The 20,051-nt window shown below is 67.0% G+C and carries 16 protein-coding genes; 11 read left to right on the plus strand and 5 right to left on the minus strand.

Annotated elements, in window-relative coordinates:
• Positions 1-104 precede the first annotated feature (104 nt).
• Together BX604_RS23320 and BX604_RS23325 are read right to left on the minus strand one after the other, a co-directional pair.
• Positions 105-404, minus strand: coding sequence for a hypothetical protein (locus BX604_RS23320; protein ID WP_098553227.1), 300 nt, complete (start codon positions 402-404; stop codon positions 105-107).
• Positions 405-822: 418 nt separating this feature from the next.
• A complete protein-coding gene (locus BX604_RS23325; protein ID WP_098553994.1) occupies positions 823-1,011 on the minus strand; it encodes a hypothetical protein in 189 nt (62 codons plus the stop codon).
• Positions 1,012-1,134: 123 nt separating this feature from the next.
• Between BX604_RS23325 and BX604_RS23330 the strand changes: the two genes are divergently transcribed.
• The 9 genes from BX604_RS23330 (at position 1,135) to BX604_RS23370 (ending at position 11,025) form a co-directional block, all read left to right on the plus strand.
• Positions 1,135-1,350 (plus strand): DUF3820 family protein, encoded by a 216-nt coding sequence (locus BX604_RS23330; protein ID WP_098553995.1) that lies wholly within the window; start codon positions 1,135-1,137, stop codon positions 1,348-1,350.
• Between the two features lie 125 nt (positions 1,351-1,475).
• A complete protein-coding gene (locus BX604_RS23335; RefSeq protein ID WP_098553228.1) occupies positions 1,476-1,985 on the plus strand; it encodes a DUF1269 domain-containing protein in 510 nt (169 codons plus the stop codon).
• A 408-nt stretch (positions 1,986-2,393) separates the two neighbouring features.
• A complete protein-coding gene (locus BX604_RS23340; protein ID WP_098553229.1) occupies positions 2,394-3,356 on the plus strand; it encodes an ABC transporter substrate-binding protein in 963 nt (320 codons plus the stop codon).
• A gap of 79 nt (positions 3,357-3,435) precedes the next feature.
• The gene (locus tag BX604_RS23345) at positions 3,436-4,950 is read left to right on the plus strand and encodes a sugar ABC transporter ATP-binding protein (RefSeq protein WP_098553230.1); all 1,515 of its coding nucleotides are present in this window, start codon (positions 3,436-3,438) and stop codon (positions 4,948-4,950) included.
• The gene (locus BX604_RS23350) at positions 4,947-5,987 is read left to right on the plus strand and encodes an ABC transporter permease (RefSeq protein ID WP_098553231.1); all 1,041 of its coding nucleotides are present in this window, start codon (positions 4,947-4,949) and stop codon (positions 5,985-5,987) included. The genes BX604_RS23345 and BX604_RS23350 overlap by 4 nt, the downstream gene beginning before the upstream one ends.
• A complete protein-coding gene (yjfF, locus tag BX604_RS23355; protein WP_098553232.1) occupies positions 5,984-7,072 on the plus strand; it encodes a galactofuranose ABC transporter, permease protein YjfF in 1,089 nt (362 codons plus the stop codon). Before BX604_RS23350 ends, yjfF begins: the two co-directional genes overlap by 4 nt.
• A 131-nt stretch (positions 7,073-7,203) precedes the next feature.
• Positions 7,204-8,115: a LysR substrate-binding domain-containing protein gene (locus BX604_RS23360; protein WP_098553996.1), complete on the plus strand. Its 912-nt coding sequence runs from the start codon at positions 7,204-7,206 to the stop codon at positions 8,113-8,115.
• Between the two features lie 178 nt (positions 8,116-8,293).
• The gene (locus BX604_RS23365; protein WP_098553997.1) at positions 8,294-9,568 is read left to right on the plus strand and encodes a dicarboxylate/amino acid:cation symporter; all 1,275 of its coding nucleotides are present in this window, start codon (positions 8,294-8,296) and stop codon (positions 9,566-9,568) included.
• Positions 9,565-11,025, plus strand: coding sequence for an amino acid racemase (locus BX604_RS23370; protein WP_179894860.1), 1,461 nt, complete (start codon positions 9,565-9,567; stop codon positions 11,023-11,025). Before BX604_RS23365 ends, BX604_RS23370 begins: the two co-directional genes overlap by 4 nt.
• Positions 11,026-11,109: 84 nt before the next feature.
• On the opposite strand, the gene BX604_RS23375 is transcribed toward BX604_RS23370, so the two are convergent.
• The 3 genes from BX604_RS23375 to BX604_RS23385 form a co-directional block, all read right to left on the minus strand.
• On the minus strand, positions 11,110-12,075 hold the full coding sequence (locus BX604_RS23375) for a D-alanyl-D-alanine carboxypeptidase family protein (protein WP_143748084.1): 966 nt from the start codon (positions 12,073-12,075) through the stop codon (positions 11,110-11,112).
• Between the two features lie 222 nt (positions 12,076-12,297).
• Positions 12,298-13,056: an SDR family NAD(P)-dependent oxidoreductase gene (locus BX604_RS23380; RefSeq protein WP_257146402.1), complete on the minus strand. Its 759-nt coding sequence runs from the start codon at positions 13,054-13,056 to the stop codon at positions 12,298-12,300.
• Complete coding sequence (locus BX604_RS23385) at positions 13,053-13,490, minus strand: DoxX family protein (protein WP_257146403.1); 438 nt, start codon at positions 13,488-13,490, stop codon at positions 13,053-13,055. Before BX604_RS23385 ends, BX604_RS23380 begins: the two co-directional genes overlap by 4 nt.
• Before the next feature lie 66 nt (positions 13,491-13,556).
• On the opposite strand from BX604_RS23385, the gene BX604_RS23390 reads away from it, so the two are divergent.
• On the plus strand, positions 13,557-13,940 hold the full coding sequence (locus BX604_RS23390) for a winged helix-turn-helix transcriptional regulator (RefSeq protein ID WP_098553235.1): 384 nt from the start codon (positions 13,557-13,559) through the stop codon (positions 13,938-13,940).
• Between the two features lie 194 nt (positions 13,941-14,134).
• The gene (uvrA, locus tag BX604_RS23395) at positions 14,135-20,029 is read left to right on the plus strand and encodes an excinuclease ABC subunit UvrA (RefSeq protein ID WP_098553236.1); all 5,895 of its coding nucleotides are present in this window, start codon (positions 14,135-14,137) and stop codon (positions 20,027-20,029) included.
• Positions 20,030-20,051: the final 22 nt, after the last annotated feature.

Consider the following 20,051-nt stretch of genomic DNA (forward strand, 5'->3'; position numbering starts at 1 on the left):
GAGCGCATGCGGCGTAACGGCCGTCATCGACGCCGGACCCGCACCGACGGCACGGGAGACGCAACCGGCGCGCCGAAGCGACTGCCGCGTCGGCGCGGACCGGCTTACCAGCGGCGGCGCGCGCCCCACTCGCGCCGTCCCCACCAGCGACGGCCGTCCCAGTAGCGGTCGCCGTGCCAGCCGAGCGCGATGCCGATGGTCGGCACCATCACGGGCGCGGCCACGACGGGCGGCGCATACATGACCGGAGGCGGCGGCGCGACGTACACGGGCGCCGGCGCGACATAGACGGGGGCGGGCGCCGCGATGCCGAAGCCGATCGACACGCCGGCCATGGCCGGTTGCACCGAAAGGCCTGCGAGCAGCACGCCCGAGCCGATGACGGCCCATGATTTCGCATTCATGTTTTCACCTCGTTGCGCTGGGGACGCCTTCAATTTAGTGGAAGGTCCGGGCAATGAGAATTACAAGGGGGTAACCCTCGATTTCGAAAAATAGCGGGATCGGACAGGGCGGTGCGGGGGACGCTGCGGCGCAGCGTTTGCCGTCTTGCGGGCGCGGCGCGGGCGATGTCGCCGCGGTCGGCCCGGTGCGTGCAAATACTTGATGGAAAAGGGTTTCGTGGCGACGGGGCCGAGTGCCGCGTCGAGGCAGGAACGATGCCGGGCGCGCACGCCATCCGGCTGTCAGCCTGCTGTCGGTAATATCCCGAGATCATTTTGTGCGGGTCTGATGCCCGAGACCGTGCTTCCGACCGGGTTGCGGGTGCCGATGGCGTGGGTCCATCGGCGCCCGCGGTCGGCCGGAAGCCGCCATGCCGCGTCAGTGTCTGATCATGCAGACGGCGACGATTTCGTATCCGGGGTCGGCATGCGTGTGCGCCGCTTCTTCTGCTTCCTCATACGACCGGAAGGACGTGGCATCTTCCACCGCCGGTGCCATGCCGATGTCGCCGTCCTCGGCGGTGCAGAGGAATTGCTCGCCGGTCTTCACGACGTAGATGGACATCATGATTCCCTCCATGGAGAGCTTGGGGGAAATTTCAGTCTAGCAGGCCGGAAGACGGCCGGGAAATCCGCTGTGCCCGTTCGATGAGATGCCCGCCGGAGGCAGAAAGCCGTGCACAATAGCCGCATGCGATCCCCAGACCTCGAGTGCCTCGTCACTGTCACCATGCCCTTCGGAAAATACAAGGGCCGACTCATTGCCGACCTGCCCGGAAACTACCTCAACTGGCTGGCCCGCGAAGGGTTCCCGCACGGTGAAATCGGCCGGCAACTCGCCCTGATGCACGAAATCGACCACAACGGCTTGCGCGACTTGCTGGCGCCGCTTCGCAAGCGCGGATAGCGGCTGCCGCGGATGCAACGCATCGGGTATGCGACGCGTGCGATAACCGCATCGCCGATGCTGGCATAGAATGAAAAGCAGTCCCCGCTCGGGGACGCGTTTCTGGCAAAAGAAGGGGTGCCGACATGAGACGCCTTTATTTCCTCGTACCTGATACGCAGATGGCGAAGGCGATCGTCGATGATTTGCTGCGCATGCGCATCACCTGGCGCCATATCCACGTTCTCGCCGATCACAGCGTCACACTCGATCAGTTGCCCGAAGCGTCGTTGCTGCAAAGCAGCGATGTCGTGCACGCGCTCGAGCGCGGCGCCGCACTCGGCGGTGCGACGGGCGCACTGGTCGGCCTCGTCGCGCTCGTGTTCCCGCCCGCGGAGCTCGTGATCGCGGGCGGCGCCGTCGTCGCGTTGACGTTGGCGGGAGCGGGCTTCGGGGCGTGGACGGCCGCGATGATCGGCATCGCCGAGCCGAACGCGCGACTCCAGCGCTTTCGCGACGCGATACGGGATGGCCAGATCCTGATCATGGCCGACGTGCCGGCATTGCGCGAACAGGAAATCGAGCAGATGGTCGCCCAGCATTTTCCGATGGCGGATATGGAAGGCGGCGAGCCGACGACGCCGATCTTCCCCTGACACCCGAACGCCGGCACGCACGACGCCCGGGCCCGGCGACGCGTCTCGCCGAGTTCGCCGTGGCCAGCGCCGGTGTTTGCGGTCGCCGCGGGGCAGCCATGCGCCCGGCACGTTCCGGTACTGCAAGCACCGGGATTTCAATATGGTCAGCGCGATCGACGCGCGCGGCACCGGCATGCGCTTAGGTGTTTATACGTATGCCGATACCGATATCGCTTCAATCCAATATTTCATTGGAAGGTTATCGGGCTTGTACCTAGACTGATCCGGGGCGCATCGACCGGCCGGCCGCACGCGCCGGCCGCTGCCCCGACCCGCATCCGCGCCACGCAGAAACAGAACAGCGCAGCACAGCACACCGCGCAACGCCGGCGCCGCGGCATACAACGACATCATCGGAGACGGACCATGACATTCATCAGGAAGCTGGCGGCCGGCGCGCTCGTCGCCGCGGCGACGCTGCTGGCAAGCGGCGCGTACGCGCAGCAAAAGCCGATCACGCTCGGGTTCTCGCAGGTCGGCGCGGAAAGCGCGTGGCGCACCGCGAACACCGTGTCGGTGAAGAGCGCCGCGAAGGACGCCGGCATCAACCTGAAATTCTCGGATGCGCAGCAAAAGCAGGAGAACCAGATTCGCGCGATCCGCTCGTTCATCGCGCAGAAGGTCGACGTGATCGCGTTCTCGCCGGTCGTCGAATCGGGCTGGGAGCCGGTGCTGACCGAAGCGAAGGCCGCGCACATTCCGGTGATCCTGACCGATCGCGGCGTCGACGTGAAGGATCCGTCACTGTACGTGACGATGATCGGCTCCGACTTCCTCGAAGAGGGGCGGCGCGCGGGCCACTGGATGGAAGAGCGCTACAAGAACGACCCGGGCCCGATCAACATCGTCGAGCTGCAGGGCACGGTCGGCTCGGCGCCGGCCAACGATCGCCGCGCGGGCCTGCTCGAGGTGATCAAGAGCAATCCGAAGTTCAAGGTGATCGCATCGCAAAGCGGCGACTTCACGCTCGCGGGCGGCAAGCAGGTGATGGAAGCGTTCGCGAAGACCTACGGCAAGCAGATCAACGTCGTCTACGCGCACAACGACGACATGGCGCTCGGCGCGATCCAGGCGATGGAAGAGGCCGGCATCAAGCCCGGCAAGGACGTGAGCGTCGTGTCGTTCGACGCGACCAAGGGCGGCTTCCAGGCGATGGTCGCGGGCAAGATCAACGTCGACGTCGAATGCAGCCCGCTGCTCGGCCCGCAACTGATGACGGCCGTGAAGGACGTGGTCGCCGGCAAGTCGTTGCCGAAACGCATCGTGACGAACGAGACCGTGTTCCCGATGAACGTCGCGGCGCAGGTGCTGCCGACCCGCAAGTACTGAGCGGGCGGATAGCGATGTCCGCGCGGGCGTCGGCATGGCTGCCGCCGCCCGGCCACCTCTTCGAATCGAGGGCGCATCCATGACGAATCCGCCGGTGGTCGAGATGATCGACATCGACAAGGCGTTTCCGGGTGTCAGCGCGCTGCAGCGCGTGAGCTTCCGGCTGTTTCCGGGCGAGATCCACGCGCTGATGGGCCAGAACGGCGCGGGCAAATCGACGTTGATCAACGTGCTCACCGGCGTGCATGCGCACGATGCGGGCGAGATTCGCGTCGGCGGCACGCCGGTGCGCTTCGCCGCGCCGCGCGAGGCCGAGGCGGCCGGGATCCAGACGCTGTACCAGGAAGTGAACCTGTGCGCGAACCTGTCGGTCGCCGAGAACATCTTCGCGGGCCGCCAGCCGATGCGGCGCGGCGCGATCGACTGGAAGACGATCCACGCGCGTGCGCGCGACGCGCTCGCCGAACTGGACCTGTCGCTCGACGTCACGCGCTCGCTCGATGCGTATCCGATCGCGGTGCAGCAGATGGTCGCGATCGCGCGGGCCGTGTCGGTCGACGCGCGCGTGCTGATTCTCGACGAACCGACGTCGAGCCTCGACGACGGCGAGGTCGCGCGGCTCTTCGACGTGCTGCGCCGGCTGAAGGCGTCGGGCATCGCGATCCTGTTCGTCACGCACTTTCTCGAACAGACCTATGCGGTGTCCGACCGGATCACGGTGATGCGCAACGGCGAGCGCGAAGGCGAGTATCTCGCGCGCGACCTGCCGGTCGACGTGCTGGTCGCGAAGATGACCGGCCGCGAACCGATGTCCGGCACGCTGCAGGCCGGTGCGGCGGCGGTGTCGACTGACGCGGGCGCGGCCGCGCCGTTCCTGTCGATGCAGCAGGTCGGCCGGCGCGGGATGATGAGCCCGCTCGATCTCGACGTGCGGCCCGGCGAAATCGTCGGGCTGGCCGGGCTGCTCGGCTCGGGCCGCACCGAAACCGCGCGGCTCGCGTTTGCCGCCGAGCGCACGGATACCGGCGCGATCGAGATCGACGGCGCGCGCAAGCGGCTCGCGTCGCCGCACGACGCGGTGCGCAACGGCATCGCGTATTGCCCGGAGGATCGCAAGAAGGAGGGCATCGTCGCCGCGCTGTCGATCCGCGAGAACATCATCCTCGCGCTGCAGGCGCGGCGCGGCTGGTGGCGCTTGATCGGCCGCGCGCGGCAGCGCGAGCTGGCCGACACGTACATCGCGCGGCTCGGCATCAAGGCGCGCGACGCGGAGCAGCCGATCGGGCTGCTGTCGGGCGGCAACCAGCAGAAGGTGCTGCTCGCGCGCTGGCTCGCGACGGAACCGAAGCTGCTGATCCTCGACGAGCCGACGCGCGGGATCGACGTCGCCGCGAAATTCGACATCATGGAGCGCGTGCTCGCGCTGTGCGCACAGGGCCTCGCGATCCTGTTCATCTCGTCGGAAATCAGCGAAGTCGTGCGCGTGAGCCACCGGATCGCGGTGTTGCGCGACCGCCGCAAGGTGGCCGAACTGAGCGGCGGCGACGCGTCCGAGGAACAGGTCTATCAACTGATTGCGGGAGGCCGGTCATGATGCGGCTTCGTACGTTGCTTCGTCATCCGCTCGTGTGGCCGGTGCTGACGCTGGTGCTGCTGTTCGCGCTCGACGTCGCGCACCGGCCGGGCTTCCTGTCGATCACGCTGCTCGACGGCCACCTGTTCGGCGCGCCGATCGACATCCTGAACCGCGCGGCGCCGCTGGTGATCGTGTCGCTCGGGATGACGCTCGTGATCGCGACGCGCGGAATCGACATCTCGGTCGGCGCCATCGTCGCGATCGCCGGCGCGGCCGCGGCGATCGTGCTCGACGGCGATCCGACGCGGCTCGGCGCGGCGCTGGCCGCCGCACTCGGCGTCGGGTTGCTCGCGGGTGCGTGGAACGGCGTGCTCGTCGCGTTCGTCGGGATGCAGCCGATCATCGCGACGCTGATCCTGATGGTCGCCGGGCGCGGCGTCGCGCAGTTGCTCACGGGCGGGCAAATCATTCCGATCGGCGCGCCCGGCTACCTCGAGCTCGGCGGCGGCTATCTCGCGGCCGTGCCGTGCTCGGTGTGGATCGCGATCGCGACGATCGCGGCGACCGCGCTGCTGGTGAACCGCACGGCGCTCGGCCTCTTCATCCGCGCGATCGGCGTGAACCCGGTCGCGACGCGGCTCGTGGGGCTGCGCGCGGGCGCCATCGTGTTCGGCGTGTATCTGTGCTCGGGCGTGATGTCGGCGCTCGCGGGGATCATCGCCAGCTCGAACGTGCGCAGCGCCGACGGCAATAACGCGGGGCTGCTGCTCGAACTCGACGCGATCCTCGCGGTGACGCTCGGCGGCACGTCGCTGCTCGGCGGCCGCTTCAGCCTGGCGGGTTCCGTGCTCGGCGCGCTGATCATCCAGACGCTCACCTACACGACCTATTCGATCGGCGTGCCGCCCGAGGCGACGCTCGTCGTGAAGGCCATCGTCGTGATCGTCGTGACGCTGATCCAGTCGGACGCGGCGCGCGCACTCGTGGTCCGCCACGCGACGCGGCTGCTGCCTTCCGCGCGGGCACGCGCCACTACCGGAGCCACGCCGCGATGAACCGATTCCTCGCACGGCTGGCCGACCCGCGCACGCTGCCGATCGTCGTCACGATCGTGCTGTTCATCGCGCTGTTCGGCTTCGGATCCGTGATGTACACGGGCTTCTTCTCGATGCAGGTGCTCACCGGGCTGCTGGTCGACAACGCGTTTCTGCTGATCGTCGCGATCGGGATGACGTTCGTGATCGTGTCGGGCGGCATCGACCTGTCGGTCGGCGCCGTCGTTGCGCTGACAACGATCCTCTGCGCGGTCGGCGCCGAGCGGCTGCACTGGCCGGTGTGGGTGATCGTGCCGCTCGTGCTCGCGTTCGGTGCGCTGTACGGCGCCGCGATGGGCGCACTGATTCACATCTTCCGGCTGCAGCCGTTCATCGTCACGCTGGCCGGGATGTTTCTCGCGCGCGGCGCGTGCTTCCTGATCACGACGCAGTCGATCACGATCAACGAGCCGACGTTTCATGCGCTCGCGGCCGTCAGCGTGCCGGTCGGCGGCGGGATGCTGAGCGCCGGCGCGCTGATCGCGCTCGCGACGCTCGCCGCGGCGCTCTACGTCGCGCATTTCACGCGCTTCGGCCGCAACGTGTATGCAATCGGCGGCAACGAGCGCTCGGCACTGCTGATGGGGTTGCCGGTCGCGCGCACGAAGATCGGCGTCTATGCGCTGAGCGGCTTCTGTTCGGCGCTCGGCGGCGTGGTGTTCACGCTGTACGTGCTGTCCGGCTACGGGTTGCAGGCGCAGGGGATGGAACTCGACGCGATCGCCGCGACCGTGATCGGCGGTACGCTGCTCACGGGCGGCGTGGGGTACGTGATCGGATCGGTGTTCGGTGTCGGCATCCTCGGCACGATCCAGGTGCTGATCACGTTCGACGGCACACTGAGTTCGTGGTGGACGCGGATCGTGATCGGTGCGCTGCTGTGCGTGTTCTGCCTGCTGCAGCGGGTCATCGAGCGGCATGCGACGCGGCGGAGCTCGGGCGGGAACGGGCTCGGGCCGCAACGCCGGAAGCGCGAGGCCGCGCAGGTCGGGCCGGCGGCGGCCGGGGATGACGCGGCGCTGGTGTCGACGATGCAGCGGTTGTAGGGCTTCGTGCGTTCGGGCGGCTCGCGTCGCCTGCTTCGCCGGATCATACAATGGAGGCGTCCGTCGGCACGTGCATCGCCATGACTCGGGTGATGCGCGGGCCGGTCCACCCGCGCACCTCCAAGGCCAACATGGAAATCAAATGGATCGAGGATTTCCTCGCCCTCGCCCAATATCAAAGTTTTTCCCGGGCGGCTGAATTTCGCAATGTCACGCAATCGGGCTTCAGCCGTCGCATTCAGTCGCTCGAACAGTGGATCGGCGCGGAACTGATCGATCGCAGCAGCTTTCCGCCGGTGCTGACGCCGGCGGGCCGGCTGTTTCGCGAAACCGCGGAAGACGTGCTCAGCCGCTTGTTCGACACCCGCGCGATCATCCGCACCGAGCAGCGGATCGCGGGTAAGAGCCTACAGATTGCCGCCGGCCATACGATTGCGCTGAGCTTCCTGCCGACCTGGCTCAAGGCGCTGGCGCCGCATGTCGGCGAGGTGCGCGCGCGCGTCATTCCGACGAACGTCCATGACTCGATCCTGATGCTCGTCAACGGCAACTGCGAGCTCATGTTCGCCTATCACCATCCGGAGCTTCCGCTTCATCTCGACCCGGTCAGGTACGAGCACCTGACGGTCGGCATCGACACGCTGATGCCGGCGTGCCGCCCGAACCGCCGCTCGGCGCCCGCGTTCCGCCTTCCCGGAACGAAACAGAACCCGCTGCCGCTCATTTCGTACACGGAAACCAGCTACTTCGGCCGGTGTCTGGCGCTCCTACTCGACCGTGCATCGGATGCGCCGGCCTTGCGGTTGCACTACGAGTCGGATATGGCCGAAGTGCTGAAAAAGCTCGTGATGGAGGGCGAGGGCGTGGCGTGGCTGCCCCGCAGCGCGATCGCGGCCGAACTGGCGGCCGGCGAACTCGTCCCGGCCGGGCCGGCGGCGTGGAATCTCGACGTCGAGTTGCGCGTCTATCGGGACGCGTCCAATCGCAGCGAATTCCTGGAGAAGCTCTGGCAGCATCTGCGCGCGGCGCCTGCGCGGCTATAGGGTTTTCCCGCCTTATGCGAGACTCGCATACCGCCATGTAGTACCGGCATCACGGATTGATCGCCCCTCCCTACCATTCGTTCCAACGGCAAAAGTGACGCGCGACCGGCGTCGCGCGGCCCTCTTCGCAGCGCGTGCGCCGCTTTGGCGGCCGGGCGCCACCCAAGGACGAATGGACATGAAAAATCGCCTTACCTTAAACATCGCCATCGGCATGATCGTCGGCGTCATCGCCGGTTATGCCTGTCACGCGAACATCTCGGACCCCGGCACGCTCAAGGCGGTCGCCGGCTATTTCTCGATCGTCACCGATATCTTCCTGCGCCTGATCAAGATGATCATCGCGCCGCTGGTCTTCGTCACGCTCGTTTCCGGCCTGGCCGGGATGGACAGCGGCGAGGACGTCGGCCGCATCGGCCTTCGCTCGGTCGGCTGGTTCGTCTGTGCGTCGCTGATTTCGCTGAGCCTCGGCCTTCTCATGGCGAACGCGCTGCAGCCGGGCGCCGGGCTGAACCTCACGGAAACTGCCGGCGAGGTCAACACCGGGTTGAATACGGCCGCCCTGAACGCCAGGGACGTGATCACGCACGCGTTCCCGACCAGCCTGCTCGATGCGATGGCGCGCAACGACATCCTGCAGATCCTGGTGTTCTCGGTCTTTCTCGGCATCGCACTCAGCGCGCTGAAGCGCGACAAGCGGGTCGGCGTGGTCATCCAGTCGATCGACGGGATGGTGCCGGTGATGCTGCGTCTGACGAACTACGTGATGCGCGCGGCGCCGGTCGGCGTGTTCGGTGCGATCGCGTCGTCGGTCACGCTGCGCGGGCTCGACGTGATCTACACGTACGGCAAGCTGATCGGCTCGTTCTACCTCGGGCTGTTGGTCCTGTGGACGATCCTCGTCGGCGCGGGCTACGTGTTTCTGGGGCGACGCGTCGGCAGCCTGCTGAAAGCGGTGCGTGAACCCGCGCTGATCGCGTTCTCGACCGCGAGCAGCGAGGCGGCCTATCCGCGCCTGACCGAGCAGCTCGAGAAGTTCGGCGTCGACAAGAAGGTGGTGGGCTTCACGCTGCCGCTGGGCTACGCGTTCAACCTCGACGGTTCGATGATGTATCAGGCATTCGCGGCCATCTTCATCGCGCAGGCGTTCGGCGTGCACATGCCGCTGTCGGAGCAGATCTTCATGCTGCTGGTGCTGATGTTGAGCAGCAAGGGCATGGCAAGCGTGCCGCGCGGCTCGGTGGTCGTGGTGGCGGCCGTCGCGCCGATGTTCCATCTGCCGGTTGCGGGCGTCGCGATGGTGCTCGCGATCGACCAGATTCTCGACATGGGTCGCACGATGACGAACGTCATCGGCAACAGCGTCGCGACGGCCGTGATCGCGAAATGGGAAAGTGCGCGAGCCGCGAAGACGAAAGGCGCGGTGTTCGACCAGCCGGAGCTGAATGCATGATGCGCGCGGATCTCGTGAACGCTCGGCAAAAATTCGGCGTGGTCGGCGGGCTCGGGCCGCTCGGCAGCGCCGACGTGTTCTTCAAGATGGTGAAGGCGACGCCTGCATCGTCCGACGAGGAGCATGTCGATCTGATCTTCGAGCAGTATCCGTTCAAGGGTTCCGGCGCGGGCAGCGCCGCGACCACCGAACGCAAGCTGTACGTGTTCGACATGATCCGCGCGTTCGAGAAGCGCGGCGTGACGACCGTCGTGCTGCCGTGCTTCCTGAGTCACACGTTCGTCGACGAACTGAAGGCGAATACGCGCCTGCAGATCGTGGATATCGTCGAGGCCGTGCGCTGCCACGTGCAGCGCAAGTATCCTCGCGCGACGCGCATCGGCGTGCTGGCTTCCGACTACGTGCGCAACAGCGGGCTCTTCGACGCGTATTTCCCGGCGCCGCAATTCGAGATCGTGCATCCGCGCTTGCACGACGGGCTCGACCTCGTGACCGAAGCCATCTATGGCGCCGATGGCATCAAGCGCGGCAATCTGCGGGGCCGGCCGGTCGAGCTGTTGCGTCGCGCGTGCGAGGATCTGGCCGATCAGGGCGTACAGGTGATCGTTCCCGGGCTGACCGAGATCGCGCTCGTCGCCGACGAAATCGGCGCGCAGCGCGTGCCGCTCGTGGATTCGAATCTCGCGTATGCGCAATACGCGGTGACGGGGCCGTCCGGTTCGCGCGCCGCGACGTTCAAGATCGGTGTGGTCGGCGGTGTCGGGCCGGCCGCGACGGTCGACTTTCTGAACAAGATCGTTCGCAATACCCCGGCGTCGCGTGATCAGGAACACGTCAAGCTGCTGGTCGAACAGAATCCGCAGATTCCGGATCGCACCGAGAACCTGGTGGGCACCGGCGCGGACCCGACGATCTCGCTGTACGCGACATGCAAGAAGCTCGAAGACGGCGACGCCGACGTCATCGCGATTCCGTGCAACACCGCGCATGCGTTCGTCGAGCGGATCCAGCCGTACCTCGGGATCCCGATCGTGAACATGCTGACCGTCACGGTCGCGTATTTGCGCGACACCTGTCCGTCGCTGCGACGGGTCGGCGTGCTGGCGACGTCCGGCACGATCGCCAGCGGCGTCTACCAGAAGGCGCTGGCGTCGCAAGGGCTCGAGCAGGTGGCGCCGGTGCCGGCGCTGCAGGCGCGCGTGATGGAAGCGATCTATGGGCAGTACGGTGTGAAGGCCGGTTTTACGACCGGACAGTGCGAGGAAGATATCGGTGCTGCTATCGACGCCCTGATTGCCGATGGCGTGAGCGTGATCGTGCTCGGATGTACGGAGCTGCCGCTTCTGCTTCCTGGCGGCGAATACGTGACGCCGAACGGCAGTCGGGCGACGTTGATCGATCCGACCGACGTGCTCGCGCGGACCTGCATTGCTCATGCGACGGCGGCTGGCGGTTGAGCCGGTTTCCGGATGGGCCGGCGTCGATGGCGCGGCTCATCCCTCGTGCCTGCCGATGCGCTATTCACGCGCCTCGCTATGCGATCAGGTTCCCCCCGTATCACCAGTGCGCGGCCCGGATGCGCGCGTGACGTAATGGTGTCCGGACGCGGGTGTCGCAGGGTAATCCTTGTACGACGAAAACGCGTCGTTCAGCAGCCGGGCGGCGCCCGCGATTCTTGCCGCCGCGGTAGGCGCGCCCAGGACCACCGCGAACACGCGGCGCTTCATCACGGGGGCTTGCTGCGGCCGGCTCGCGGTCGCGACGATGCAATAGCCGGCGGCCGCGGTATGCCCCGTCTTCAGGCCGTCCACGGACGGATCCATGCCCAGCAGCCAGTTCTTGTTGCGCTTCGCGAAGCGTCCGTACGAGAAGTGTTGCTCGGACGAGTATCCGTAGTATTCCGGGAAGTCCCGCGTGAGACGCAGCGCCAGCGTCGACAGATCGCGGGCGGTCGAGTGATTGCCCCGCGTGGTGATGCCCGACGGGGTCGTGAAACGCGTGTGCTGCATGCCGATCTGCCGAGCGGTGTCGTTCATCATTTGCTCGAAGCCGGGCAGCGAACCGCCGACCCGTTCGGCCAGCACAAGCGCCGCATCGTTCGCCGACGCGACGATCAGGCCCTGGATCAGGTCCTTCACCGCGACGTGCTGCCCGGGGACCAGATACATCCGCGCTTCGTCGCTGCCGACTTCCGCCACGTCGGGAGCGCCAACTGTCACCTTCTCGTCGCGGCTCAGCGTTCCGTCGCGCAACGCGCGGAGCACGATGTACGCGGTCATGAGCTTGGTGAGCGACGCGGGCTGACGTTGCGCGTCCGCGTTGTGCTCGGCGAGTATTTGCTCCGATTCGCCGTCGACGACCAGCCATGACACGGCTTGAATGGTTGGCGGTTCGGGAATGGGGGTGGGTGCGGCCACGGCCGTCAAACAGGCGGTCATGGCAGCCAGCAAGAGGGGCACGCGGAGGCGTGAGTGGAATCGTCGTGTCGTATGCGGAGTAACCTGCATGGGAATATGAATCGTGACGGGTAGGGCTGATTGGGTGTCGAGCAGATGCGTCGACGGGGAGCGTCTGGTGTGACGTAGCGCGACAGGATTCGCGGACGCCGATCATAAGCGACGACGCGGTTCGTGCGATGCCGTATCGGCATCGCGTGATGCGTGTGCGGCATACGGCTTCGAATGCAGGGTCGCGCGCCGTAGCGACGCGCGACTGCTGTCGAGCGTCGTTCAGCGTGCGCTGTCGATGATCGAGCCGCCATCCGGCGTGAGGCTGTAGCCGGTCAAGAACTGTGCGTCCTTGCTGGCGAGGAACAGGACGACTGGCGCGATGTCTTCGTCGGGCGTGCCGAAGCGGCCCAGCGGGTTGGTCGGCGGTGGCACATTGGCGCTCTCGCCCCACGTCTGCGCCAACGGCAACACGTTATTGACCGTGATCTTGTCGGCGGCCCATTCTCGCGCGGCGGTTCTCGTCAATGCGCGTATCGCTTCTTTCGCCATGTTGTATGGACCGTACCCCGCGAGACCCATGACGCCGGCCATCGAGCCGAAGTTGATCACGCGGCCTTCGCCGCTTGCTTTCAAGTGCGGATAGGCTGCCTGCATCATCCTCAGGTACGCGATGGGTCCGAGGTCGAAGTTTCTTTGCAGTTTCTCCACCGATAGCTCGGCGATCGACGAGAACGGCGCGGACGGATCGAACGCGTTGTTGACGAGTATGTCGATACCGCCGCAGGTTGCGGCGATCTTGTCGACGGCAGCGTCGATCTGGTCGGCGCTGCCGAGATCGCAAGGGACGCCGAGCGCATTGCCGCCGGCGGCTTCGATGTCGGCGACGACCGCCTCGACGTTGGCCGGTGTGAGCGACACGACCGCTACCGTTGCGCCTTCGGCTGCGAACCGTTTTGCGGTGGCGCGTCCGATGCCGCGGCCGGCGCCCGTGACGATGGCAATTTTCCCGCTGAGTCGGGCCATGAGGTTCTCCTTCAACTAACGATTGCGTGACGCAGCGTCGCGACGACACCATAAGGCGACGGGATCTCGCGCGCTGCGTTTTGCGTGGTGAATGAAACGACGAGACAGACGAGGCCGATTGCGGCCGGCAACGCGCCGCGCGGCTTGCGAACGCCGATGTGGGCGAGTGCCGAGAGCAGCAGGTGATAGAAGATGCCCGCGTAGGCGAGATCGCTGAGCGGCACGCCGACGCGCGTGAGGATGGCCGCTACCGCGAGAATCTTCGCGACGGTCAGCAGCGGCACGAGATACGCGGGATAACCGAATCCGGCGAGGGTGTCGCGGACCTGGCTGCGCTTGACGACGTACAGCGCCGCGGACGCCAGATAGAGCAGCGACAGCAGGGCAGTGCTGAGCCAGTATGCGTAGTTTTCGAACATTTGGTGCGGGATCTTGAAGTTCGTCGACATCGACGTGGTGCAAGAATGTCGTCTAAGATGAACTCCCGCAAGTAGGATGATTTTCTGTCTGTTGGTATGGAAAAGATGACTAATGACGCCGACGAAGTGAACATGCATGAAGAGATGCGGCGAGCGTTCGCCCTGCTTTCAGGCAAGTGGAAGCTGGAGATCATGTGGCTGCTCAACCAGCGCGTCTATCGGTTTGGAGAACTACGAAAAGCGATTCCGGGGATCACGCAGCACATGCTGACGGCCCAGTTGCGCGAGCTGGAAGCGGACGGCCTGGTGACACGCACGGTGTTCGCGGAAGTGCCGCCACGCGTCGAATACGCGATCACCGAGAAGGCGCGCGGCCTCGGGCCGACCATGAAGGCGTTGACCGCATGGTGGAACGAGTACGGGCGAACCGTTCCGGCCAGGCCGGCGGGGCGAGGGCGCAAGGCCAATCCGACGACGTGAGGCCGGCCTGATCCGACCCGCTTTTCGGACTTTGCCCCGTTCATGGAAAACTGTATGAATATACAGTATAGTATCCGTCGAACTCCGAGCCGCACAGGCATGACCCGTGCGGCACGTGCGCCGCGCCTGCGGGCATCCACCGCAGCATTCCGGCACCGTGAACTCTGGCTAACTCATTCAGACGGGCAGGCAAATTGTCATCCAGCAATCTGATCCGCATTCGCGGAGCACGTCAGCACAACCTCAAGAATCTCGATCTCGACCTGCGCACCGGCGAAATGACGGTCGTCACCGGCCCGTCGGGCTCCGGCAAGTCGAGCCTCGTGTTCGACACGCTGTACGCGGAAGGGCAGCGGCGCTACGTCGAGACGTTCAGCGCGTATGCGCGGCAGTTCCTCGACCGGATGGACCGACCGCAGGTCGAGCGCGTCGACGGCGTGCCGCCGGCGATCGCGATCGACCAGACCAACCCGGTCCGCAGTTCGCGTTCGACCGTCGGCACGATGACCGAGCTGAACGACCACCTGAAGCTGCTGTACGCGCGTGCGGCCGAGCTGTTCGACCGCCAGACCGCGCGGCAGGTGCGGCATGACACGCCCGAGACGATCTACGCGGAACTCGTCGAGCGCACGCGCGCCGACGATCCGCGCGTCGTCGTCACGTTCCCGGTCGAGCTGCCGGACAGCGCGTCCGAGGACGAAGTCGCGCAGTGGCTGTCCGCGAGCGGCTACACGCGCGTGCAGGCGCAGCGCGAAGTGGCGTCGCCCACGGGGCCGCGCAAGGTGCTCGACGTGGTGGCCGACCGCTTCCGCGTGCAGCCGACCGACAAGGTGCGCGTGGTCGAGGCGATCGAGGCGTCGCTGAAGCGCGGCGGCGGCCGCGTGAACGTCTACGTGCTCGCGCCGGAAGCGGAAAACGCGCTCGCCGAGCCGCAGATCTGGCGTTTCTCCACCGGGCTGCACGACCCCGACAGCGACCTGCGCTACGCGGAGCCGCAGGCGGCGCTGTTCTCGTTCAACTCGGCCTATGGCGCGTGCGAAACCTGCCGCGGCTTCGGCCGCGTGATCGGCGTCGATCTCGGCCTCGTGATTCCGGACGCGCGCAAGACGCTGCGCGGCGGCGCGATCAAGCCGATGCAGACGCCCGCGTGGAAGGAATGCCAGGACGACCTGATGCGCTACGCGGCGAAGGCCGACATCCGGCGCGACACGCCGTGGTCCGACCTGACGGACGCCGAGCGCGACTGGGTGGTCAACGGTTCGCCGGACTGGAACGGCAAGTGGCAGAGCCAGTGGTATGGCGTGAAGCGCTTCTTCGGCTATCTCGAATCGAAAGCGTACAAGATGCATATCCGCGTGCTGCTGTCGAAGTACCGCAGCTACACGCCGTGCGACGTCTGCGGCGGCGCGCGCCTGAAGACCGAATCGCTGCAGTGGCGGCTCGGCTCGAAGGCGAACGCCGACGCGGTGCTCGCGCCGGCCAATCGCTTCATGCCGCGCGGCGTCGACTGGACGCGCGCGCAGCTCGAAGCGCTGCCGGGCCTGACGGTGCACGATCTGATGTTGCTGCCGATCGAGCGCATTCGCCGCTTCTTCGACGCAGTGAGCCTGCCGAGCGCGCTGCTCGACGATGCGCTGAAGCTGCTGCTGGCCGAAGTGCGCACACGCCTGAAGTATCTATGCGACGTGGGGCTCGGCTATCTGACGCTTGACCGTCAGAGCCGTACGCTGTCGGGCGGCGAGGTGCAGCGGATCAACCTGACCACGGCGCTCGGCACGTCGCTGACCAAAACGCTGTTCGTGCTCGACGAGCCGAGCATCGGGCTGCATCCGCGCGACCTCACGCGGATCGTCGAGGCGATGCAGCGGCTGCGCGACGCGGGCAATACGCTGGTCGTCGTCGAACACGATCCGTCGGTGATGCTCGCGGCCGACAGGCTGATCGACATGGGCCCCGGCCCCGGCGAGCGCGGCGGCACGATCGTCTACGACGGCACGCCGGGCGACATCCGTTCCGCGCACACGCTGACGGGCGAGTATCTCGGCGGCCGCAAGCACGTCGCGCATGCGTCGAACTGGGCACGTCGCCTAGTCGATGCGAGCACGCCGCGCATCGTGCTGGAAGGTGCGACCGAACATAACCTGCGAGACGTGACGGTCGAGATTCCGTTGCAGCGGCTCGTCTGCGTGACGGGCGTGTCCGGGTCCGGCAAGTCGACCTTGCTGCAGGACGTGCTGTATCCGGCGATGGCGCGCCATCACGGCAAGGCGACGGAGTCGCCGGGCGCGTTCCGCAACCTCACCGGTGCCGATCAGGTCGGCGACGTCGTGTTCGTCGATCAATCGCCGATCGGCAAGACCACGCGCTCGAACCCGGCCAGCTACGTCGGCGCGTTCGACGAGATCCGCAAGCTGTTCGCGAAGGCGCCGCTTGCGCTGCAGCGCGGCTACGGCGCCGGCACGTTCAGCTTCAACTCGGGCGACGGCCGTTGCCCGACCTGCGGCGGCTCGGGCTTCGAGCACATCGAGATGCAGTTCCTGAGCGACGTCTATCTGCGTTGCCCCGATTGCGACGGCAGCCGTTACCGTGCCGAGGTTCTGGAAGTCCGCATCGAGCGCGACGGCCGCGCACTGAGCATCGCCGACGTGCTCGACCTGACCGTCAGCGAAGCGACCGCATTCTTCGCGGCCGACGCGGAGGTGCTGCGCGTGCTGCAGCCGATCGTCGACGTCGGCCTCGAATACGTGAAACTCGGCCAGCCGGTGCCGACGCTGTCGGGCGGCGAGGCGCAGCGGCTGAAGCTGGCCGGCTTCCTCGCCGAATCGGCGGCGGCCGCCGGCGGGCGCCGGGTCGCCAGCGAAGAAGCGCGCATTGCGCGCGCGAAGCTGTTCATGTTCGACGAGCCGACCACCGGCTTGCACTTCGACGACATCGCGAAGCTGATGCAGGCGTTCGGCAAGCTGCTCGCGGCCGGCCATTCGCTGATCGTGATCGAGCACAACCTCGACGTGATCCGCGCGGCCGACTGGCTGATCGATCTCGGCCCGGAAGGCGGCGACGGCGGCGGCCTCGTGCTGTGCGCCGGCACGCCCGACGACGTGAAGGCGTGCGCCGAATCGCATACCGGCGCGGCGCTGCTGCAGTACGACCGTGCGATGGACGCCGAAACGGCGCTCGCCGACGAAGGCGTGCCGTTGCAGACCGTGCTGAACGCCGCCCGCGAGCGGCGCGCGATCGAAGGCGAGGACGTCGTGCGGATCGTCAATGCGCGCGAGCACAACCTGAAGGCGCTCGACGTCGACATCCCGCACGGCAAGTTCAACGTGATCACCGGCGTGTCGGGTTCCGGCAAGTCGACGCTCGCGTTCGACATCCTGTTCCACGAAGGCCAGCGCCGCTATCTCGAATCGCTGAACGCGTATGCGCGTTCGATCGTGCAGCCGGCCGGGCGGCCGGAAGTCGACGCGGTGTACGGCATTCCGCCGACGGTCGCGATCGAGCAGCGGCTGTCGCGCGGTGGCCGCAAGAGCACGGTCGCGACCACGTCCGAGGTCTGGCACTTCCTGCGGCTGCTGTATGTGAAGCTCGGCCTGCAGCATTGCATCCACGACGGCACGCCGGTCACGTCGCAAACCGTCGAATCGATCGCCGCGCAACTGCTGCGTGACCATCGCGACGAACACGTCGGCTTTCTCGCGCCGCTCGTCGTCAACCGCAAGGGCGTGTACACCGACCTCGCGAAGTGGGCGAAGGCGCGCGGCAGCACGCATCTGCGCGTCGACGGCGAGTTCGTGCCGGTCGATCCGTGGCCGAAGCTCGACCGCTTCCGCGAGCACACGATCGAGTTGCCGGTGGCCGACATCGTCGTGTCGCCGGACAACGAAGCCGAATTGCGGCGTCTGCTCGACGAGACGCTCGAACTCGGCAAGGGCGTGATGCACCTGCTCGCGCCGCTCGACGGGCTGCATCACGCGATGCAGAACGATCGGTCGACCGCGCGCGTCGGCGAGGTCAAGGTGCTGTCGGTCAAGCGTGCGTGCCCGGTATGCGGCACGAGCTACCCGGAACTCGACCCGCGGATGTTCTCGTACAACAGCAAGCACGGCTGGTGCACGACCTGCGTCGGCACCGGGGTCACGCTCACGCGCGAACAGCGCGCCGCCTACGACGACACGGTGCTCGCCGGGGACGACCGCGGCCGCGAGCAAACTTTGCCGTCGGACGAGCAGGAACCGGAAGGCGTCGGCAACGAGCCGTGCCCGGATTGCCACGGCACGCGGCTGAATCCGTCCGCGCGCGCGGTCACGTTCGACGCGCATCCGATCGTCGAGGTCGCGCAGTGGACGGTGTCCGACACGCGCCGCTGGATCGACACGCTGGAACTGACCGGGCGCGACGCGCAGATCGCGCGCGACATCGTCAGCGAGATCGGCAGCCGCCTCGCGTTTCTCGAGGAAGTCGGCCTGGGCTACCTGAGCCTCGACCGCGCGGCGCCGAGCCTGTCGGGCGGCGAAGCGCAGCGCATCCGGCTCGCCGCGCAGCTCGGCAGCAACCTGCAGGGCGTCTGCTACGTGCTCGACGAGCCGACCATCGGCCTGCACCCGCGCGACAACCAGATCCTGCTCGACGCGCTGCGCAAGCTGGGCGACAAGGGCAACACGCTCGTCGTCGTCGAACACGACGAAGACACGATTCGCCGCGCCGATCACATCATCGACGTCGGCCCGGGCGCCGGCAAGCGCGGCGGCACGCTGGTTGCCGAGGGCGCGGTCGCCGATCTGGCCGCGCAGCCGGATTCGGTGACGGGGCGTCTGCTCGCGCATCCGATGACGCATCCGTTGCAACCGCGCCGCGCGGTGAGCGTGGCAGGCAAGAAGGGCGCGCCGGCGGTGCCGGAGGCGTGGCTGACCGTTCATGGCGCGACGCTGCACAACCTGCGCGACGTCACCGTCGGCATTCCGCTCGCGCGGCTCGTCGCGGTGACGGGCGTCAGCGGCTCGGGCAAGTCGACGCTCGCGCGCGACGTGCTGATGACGAACCTGCTCGACGCAGTCGGCCGCTCGGTGCTGTCGTCGCCGGCCACGCGGCGCGCGCGCAAGGCCGCGCAGCAGGATGCGCCAGCCACCAACCGCCGTTCGAGCGTGCTCGCGCGCACGGCGCCGCGGCCGTCGCTGAACGTCACGCATGCGTGGCAGGGCTGCGCGTCGCTCAGCGGCTGGGAGCAGATCGACCGCGTGCTCGAAGTCGACCAGACGCCGATCGGCAAGACGCCGCGTTCGTGCCCGGCGACCTACATCGGCGTGTGGGACACGATCCGCAAGCTGTTCGCCGATACGCTGGAGGCGCGTGCGCGCGGCTACACGGCGTCGCGTTTCTCGTTCAACACCGGCGACGGGCGTTGCCCGGCCTGCGAAGGGCAGGGCGTGCGCACGATCGGGATGAGCTTCCTGCCCGACGTGAAGGTGCCGTGCGACGTGTGCCACGGGCAGCGCTTCAACCCGGAGACGCTGGCGGTCACGTGGCGCGGCCGGAACATCGGCGACGTGCTGACGATGGAGATCGACGAAGCGGTGGAATTTTTCGCGCCGATTTCGAACATCGCGCATCCGCTGCAGTTGATGAAGGACGTCGGCCTCGGCTACCTGACGCTCGGCCAGCCGTCGCCGACGCTGTCGGGCGGCGAGGCGCAGCGGATCAAGCTCGTCACCGAGCTCACGAAGGTGCGCGACGACATCACGCGGCGCGGCCAGAAGGCGCCGCACACGCTGTATGTGCTCGACGAGCCGACGGTTGGCCTGCACATGGCGGACGTCGCGAAGCTGATTCGCGTGCTGCACCGGCTCGTCGACGGCGGGCATAGCGTCGTTGTGATCGAGCACGACCTCGACGTGATCGCGGAAGCCGACTGGATCATCGACCTCGGCCCGGAAGGCGGCGTGGGCGGCGGCACGATCGTCGCAGCGGCGCCGCCCGAAGGGCTCGTGCAGGTGAGCGCGAGTCATACCGGCCAAGCGCTCAAGCCCGTGCTGGCGCGAACGGCGACGGAAGATGGTGAAGCCGAGCGGCAGGGAGAAGCGCGGGTCGGCTGAATGCTGCGCTTCTCCGGTGAAG

It is taken from the genome of Burkholderia sp. JKS000303 (assembly GCF_002563755.1).
GTDB lineage: Bacteria > Pseudomonadota > Gammaproteobacteria > Burkholderiales > Burkholderiaceae > Burkholderia > Burkholderia anthina_B.

Excerpts from the sequence above, each read along its gene's own strand:
- BX604_RS23320 (WP_098553227.1), bottom strand. The coding sequence starts at position 404 with ATGAATGCGAAATCATGGGCCGTCATCGGCTCGGGCGTGCTGCTCGCA.
- BX604_RS23325 (WP_098553994.1), bottom strand. The coding sequence starts at position 1,011 with ATGATGTCCATCTACGTCGTGAAGACCGGCGAGCAATTCCTCTGCACC.
- BX604_RS23330 (WP_098553995.1), top strand. The coding sequence starts at position 1,135 with ATGCGATCCCCAGACCTCGAGTGCCTCGTCACTGTCACCATGCCCTTC.
- BX604_RS23335 (WP_098553228.1), top strand. The coding sequence starts at position 1,476 with ATGAGACGCCTTTATTTCCTCGTACCTGATACGCAGATGGCGAAGGCG.
- BX604_RS23340 (WP_098553229.1), top strand. The coding sequence starts at position 2,394 with ATGACATTCATCAGGAAGCTGGCGGCCGGCGCGCTCGTCGCCGCGGCG.
- BX604_RS23345 (WP_098553230.1), top strand. The coding sequence starts at position 3,436 with ATGACGAATCCGCCGGTGGTCGAGATGATCGACATCGACAAGGCGTTT.
- BX604_RS23350 (WP_098553231.1), top strand. The coding sequence starts at position 4,947 with ATGATGCGGCTTCGTACGTTGCTTCGTCATCCGCTCGTGTGGCCGGTG.
- yjfF (WP_098553232.1), top strand. The coding sequence starts at position 5,984 with ATGAACCGATTCCTCGCACGGCTGGCCGACCCGCGCACGCTGCCGATC.
- BX604_RS23360 (WP_098553996.1), top strand. The coding sequence starts at position 7,204 with ATGGAAATCAAATGGATCGAGGATTTCCTCGCCCTCGCCCAATATCAA.
- BX604_RS23365 (WP_098553997.1), top strand. The coding sequence starts at position 8,294 with ATGAAAAATCGCCTTACCTTAAACATCGCCATCGGCATGATCGTCGGC.
- BX604_RS23370 (WP_179894860.1), top strand. The coding sequence starts at position 9,565 with ATGATGCGCGCGGATCTCGTGAACGCTCGGCAAAAATTCGGCGTGGTC.
- BX604_RS23375 (WP_143748084.1), bottom strand. The coding sequence starts at position 12,075 with ATGCAGGTTACTCCGCATACGACACGACGATTCCACTCACGCCTCCGC.
- BX604_RS23385 (WP_257146403.1), bottom strand. The coding sequence starts at position 13,490 with ATGTCGACGAACTTCAAGATCCCGCACCAAATGTTCGAAAACTACGCA.
- BX604_RS23390 (WP_098553235.1), top strand. The coding sequence starts at position 13,557 with ATGGAAAAGATGACTAATGACGCCGACGAAGTGAACATGCATGAAGAG.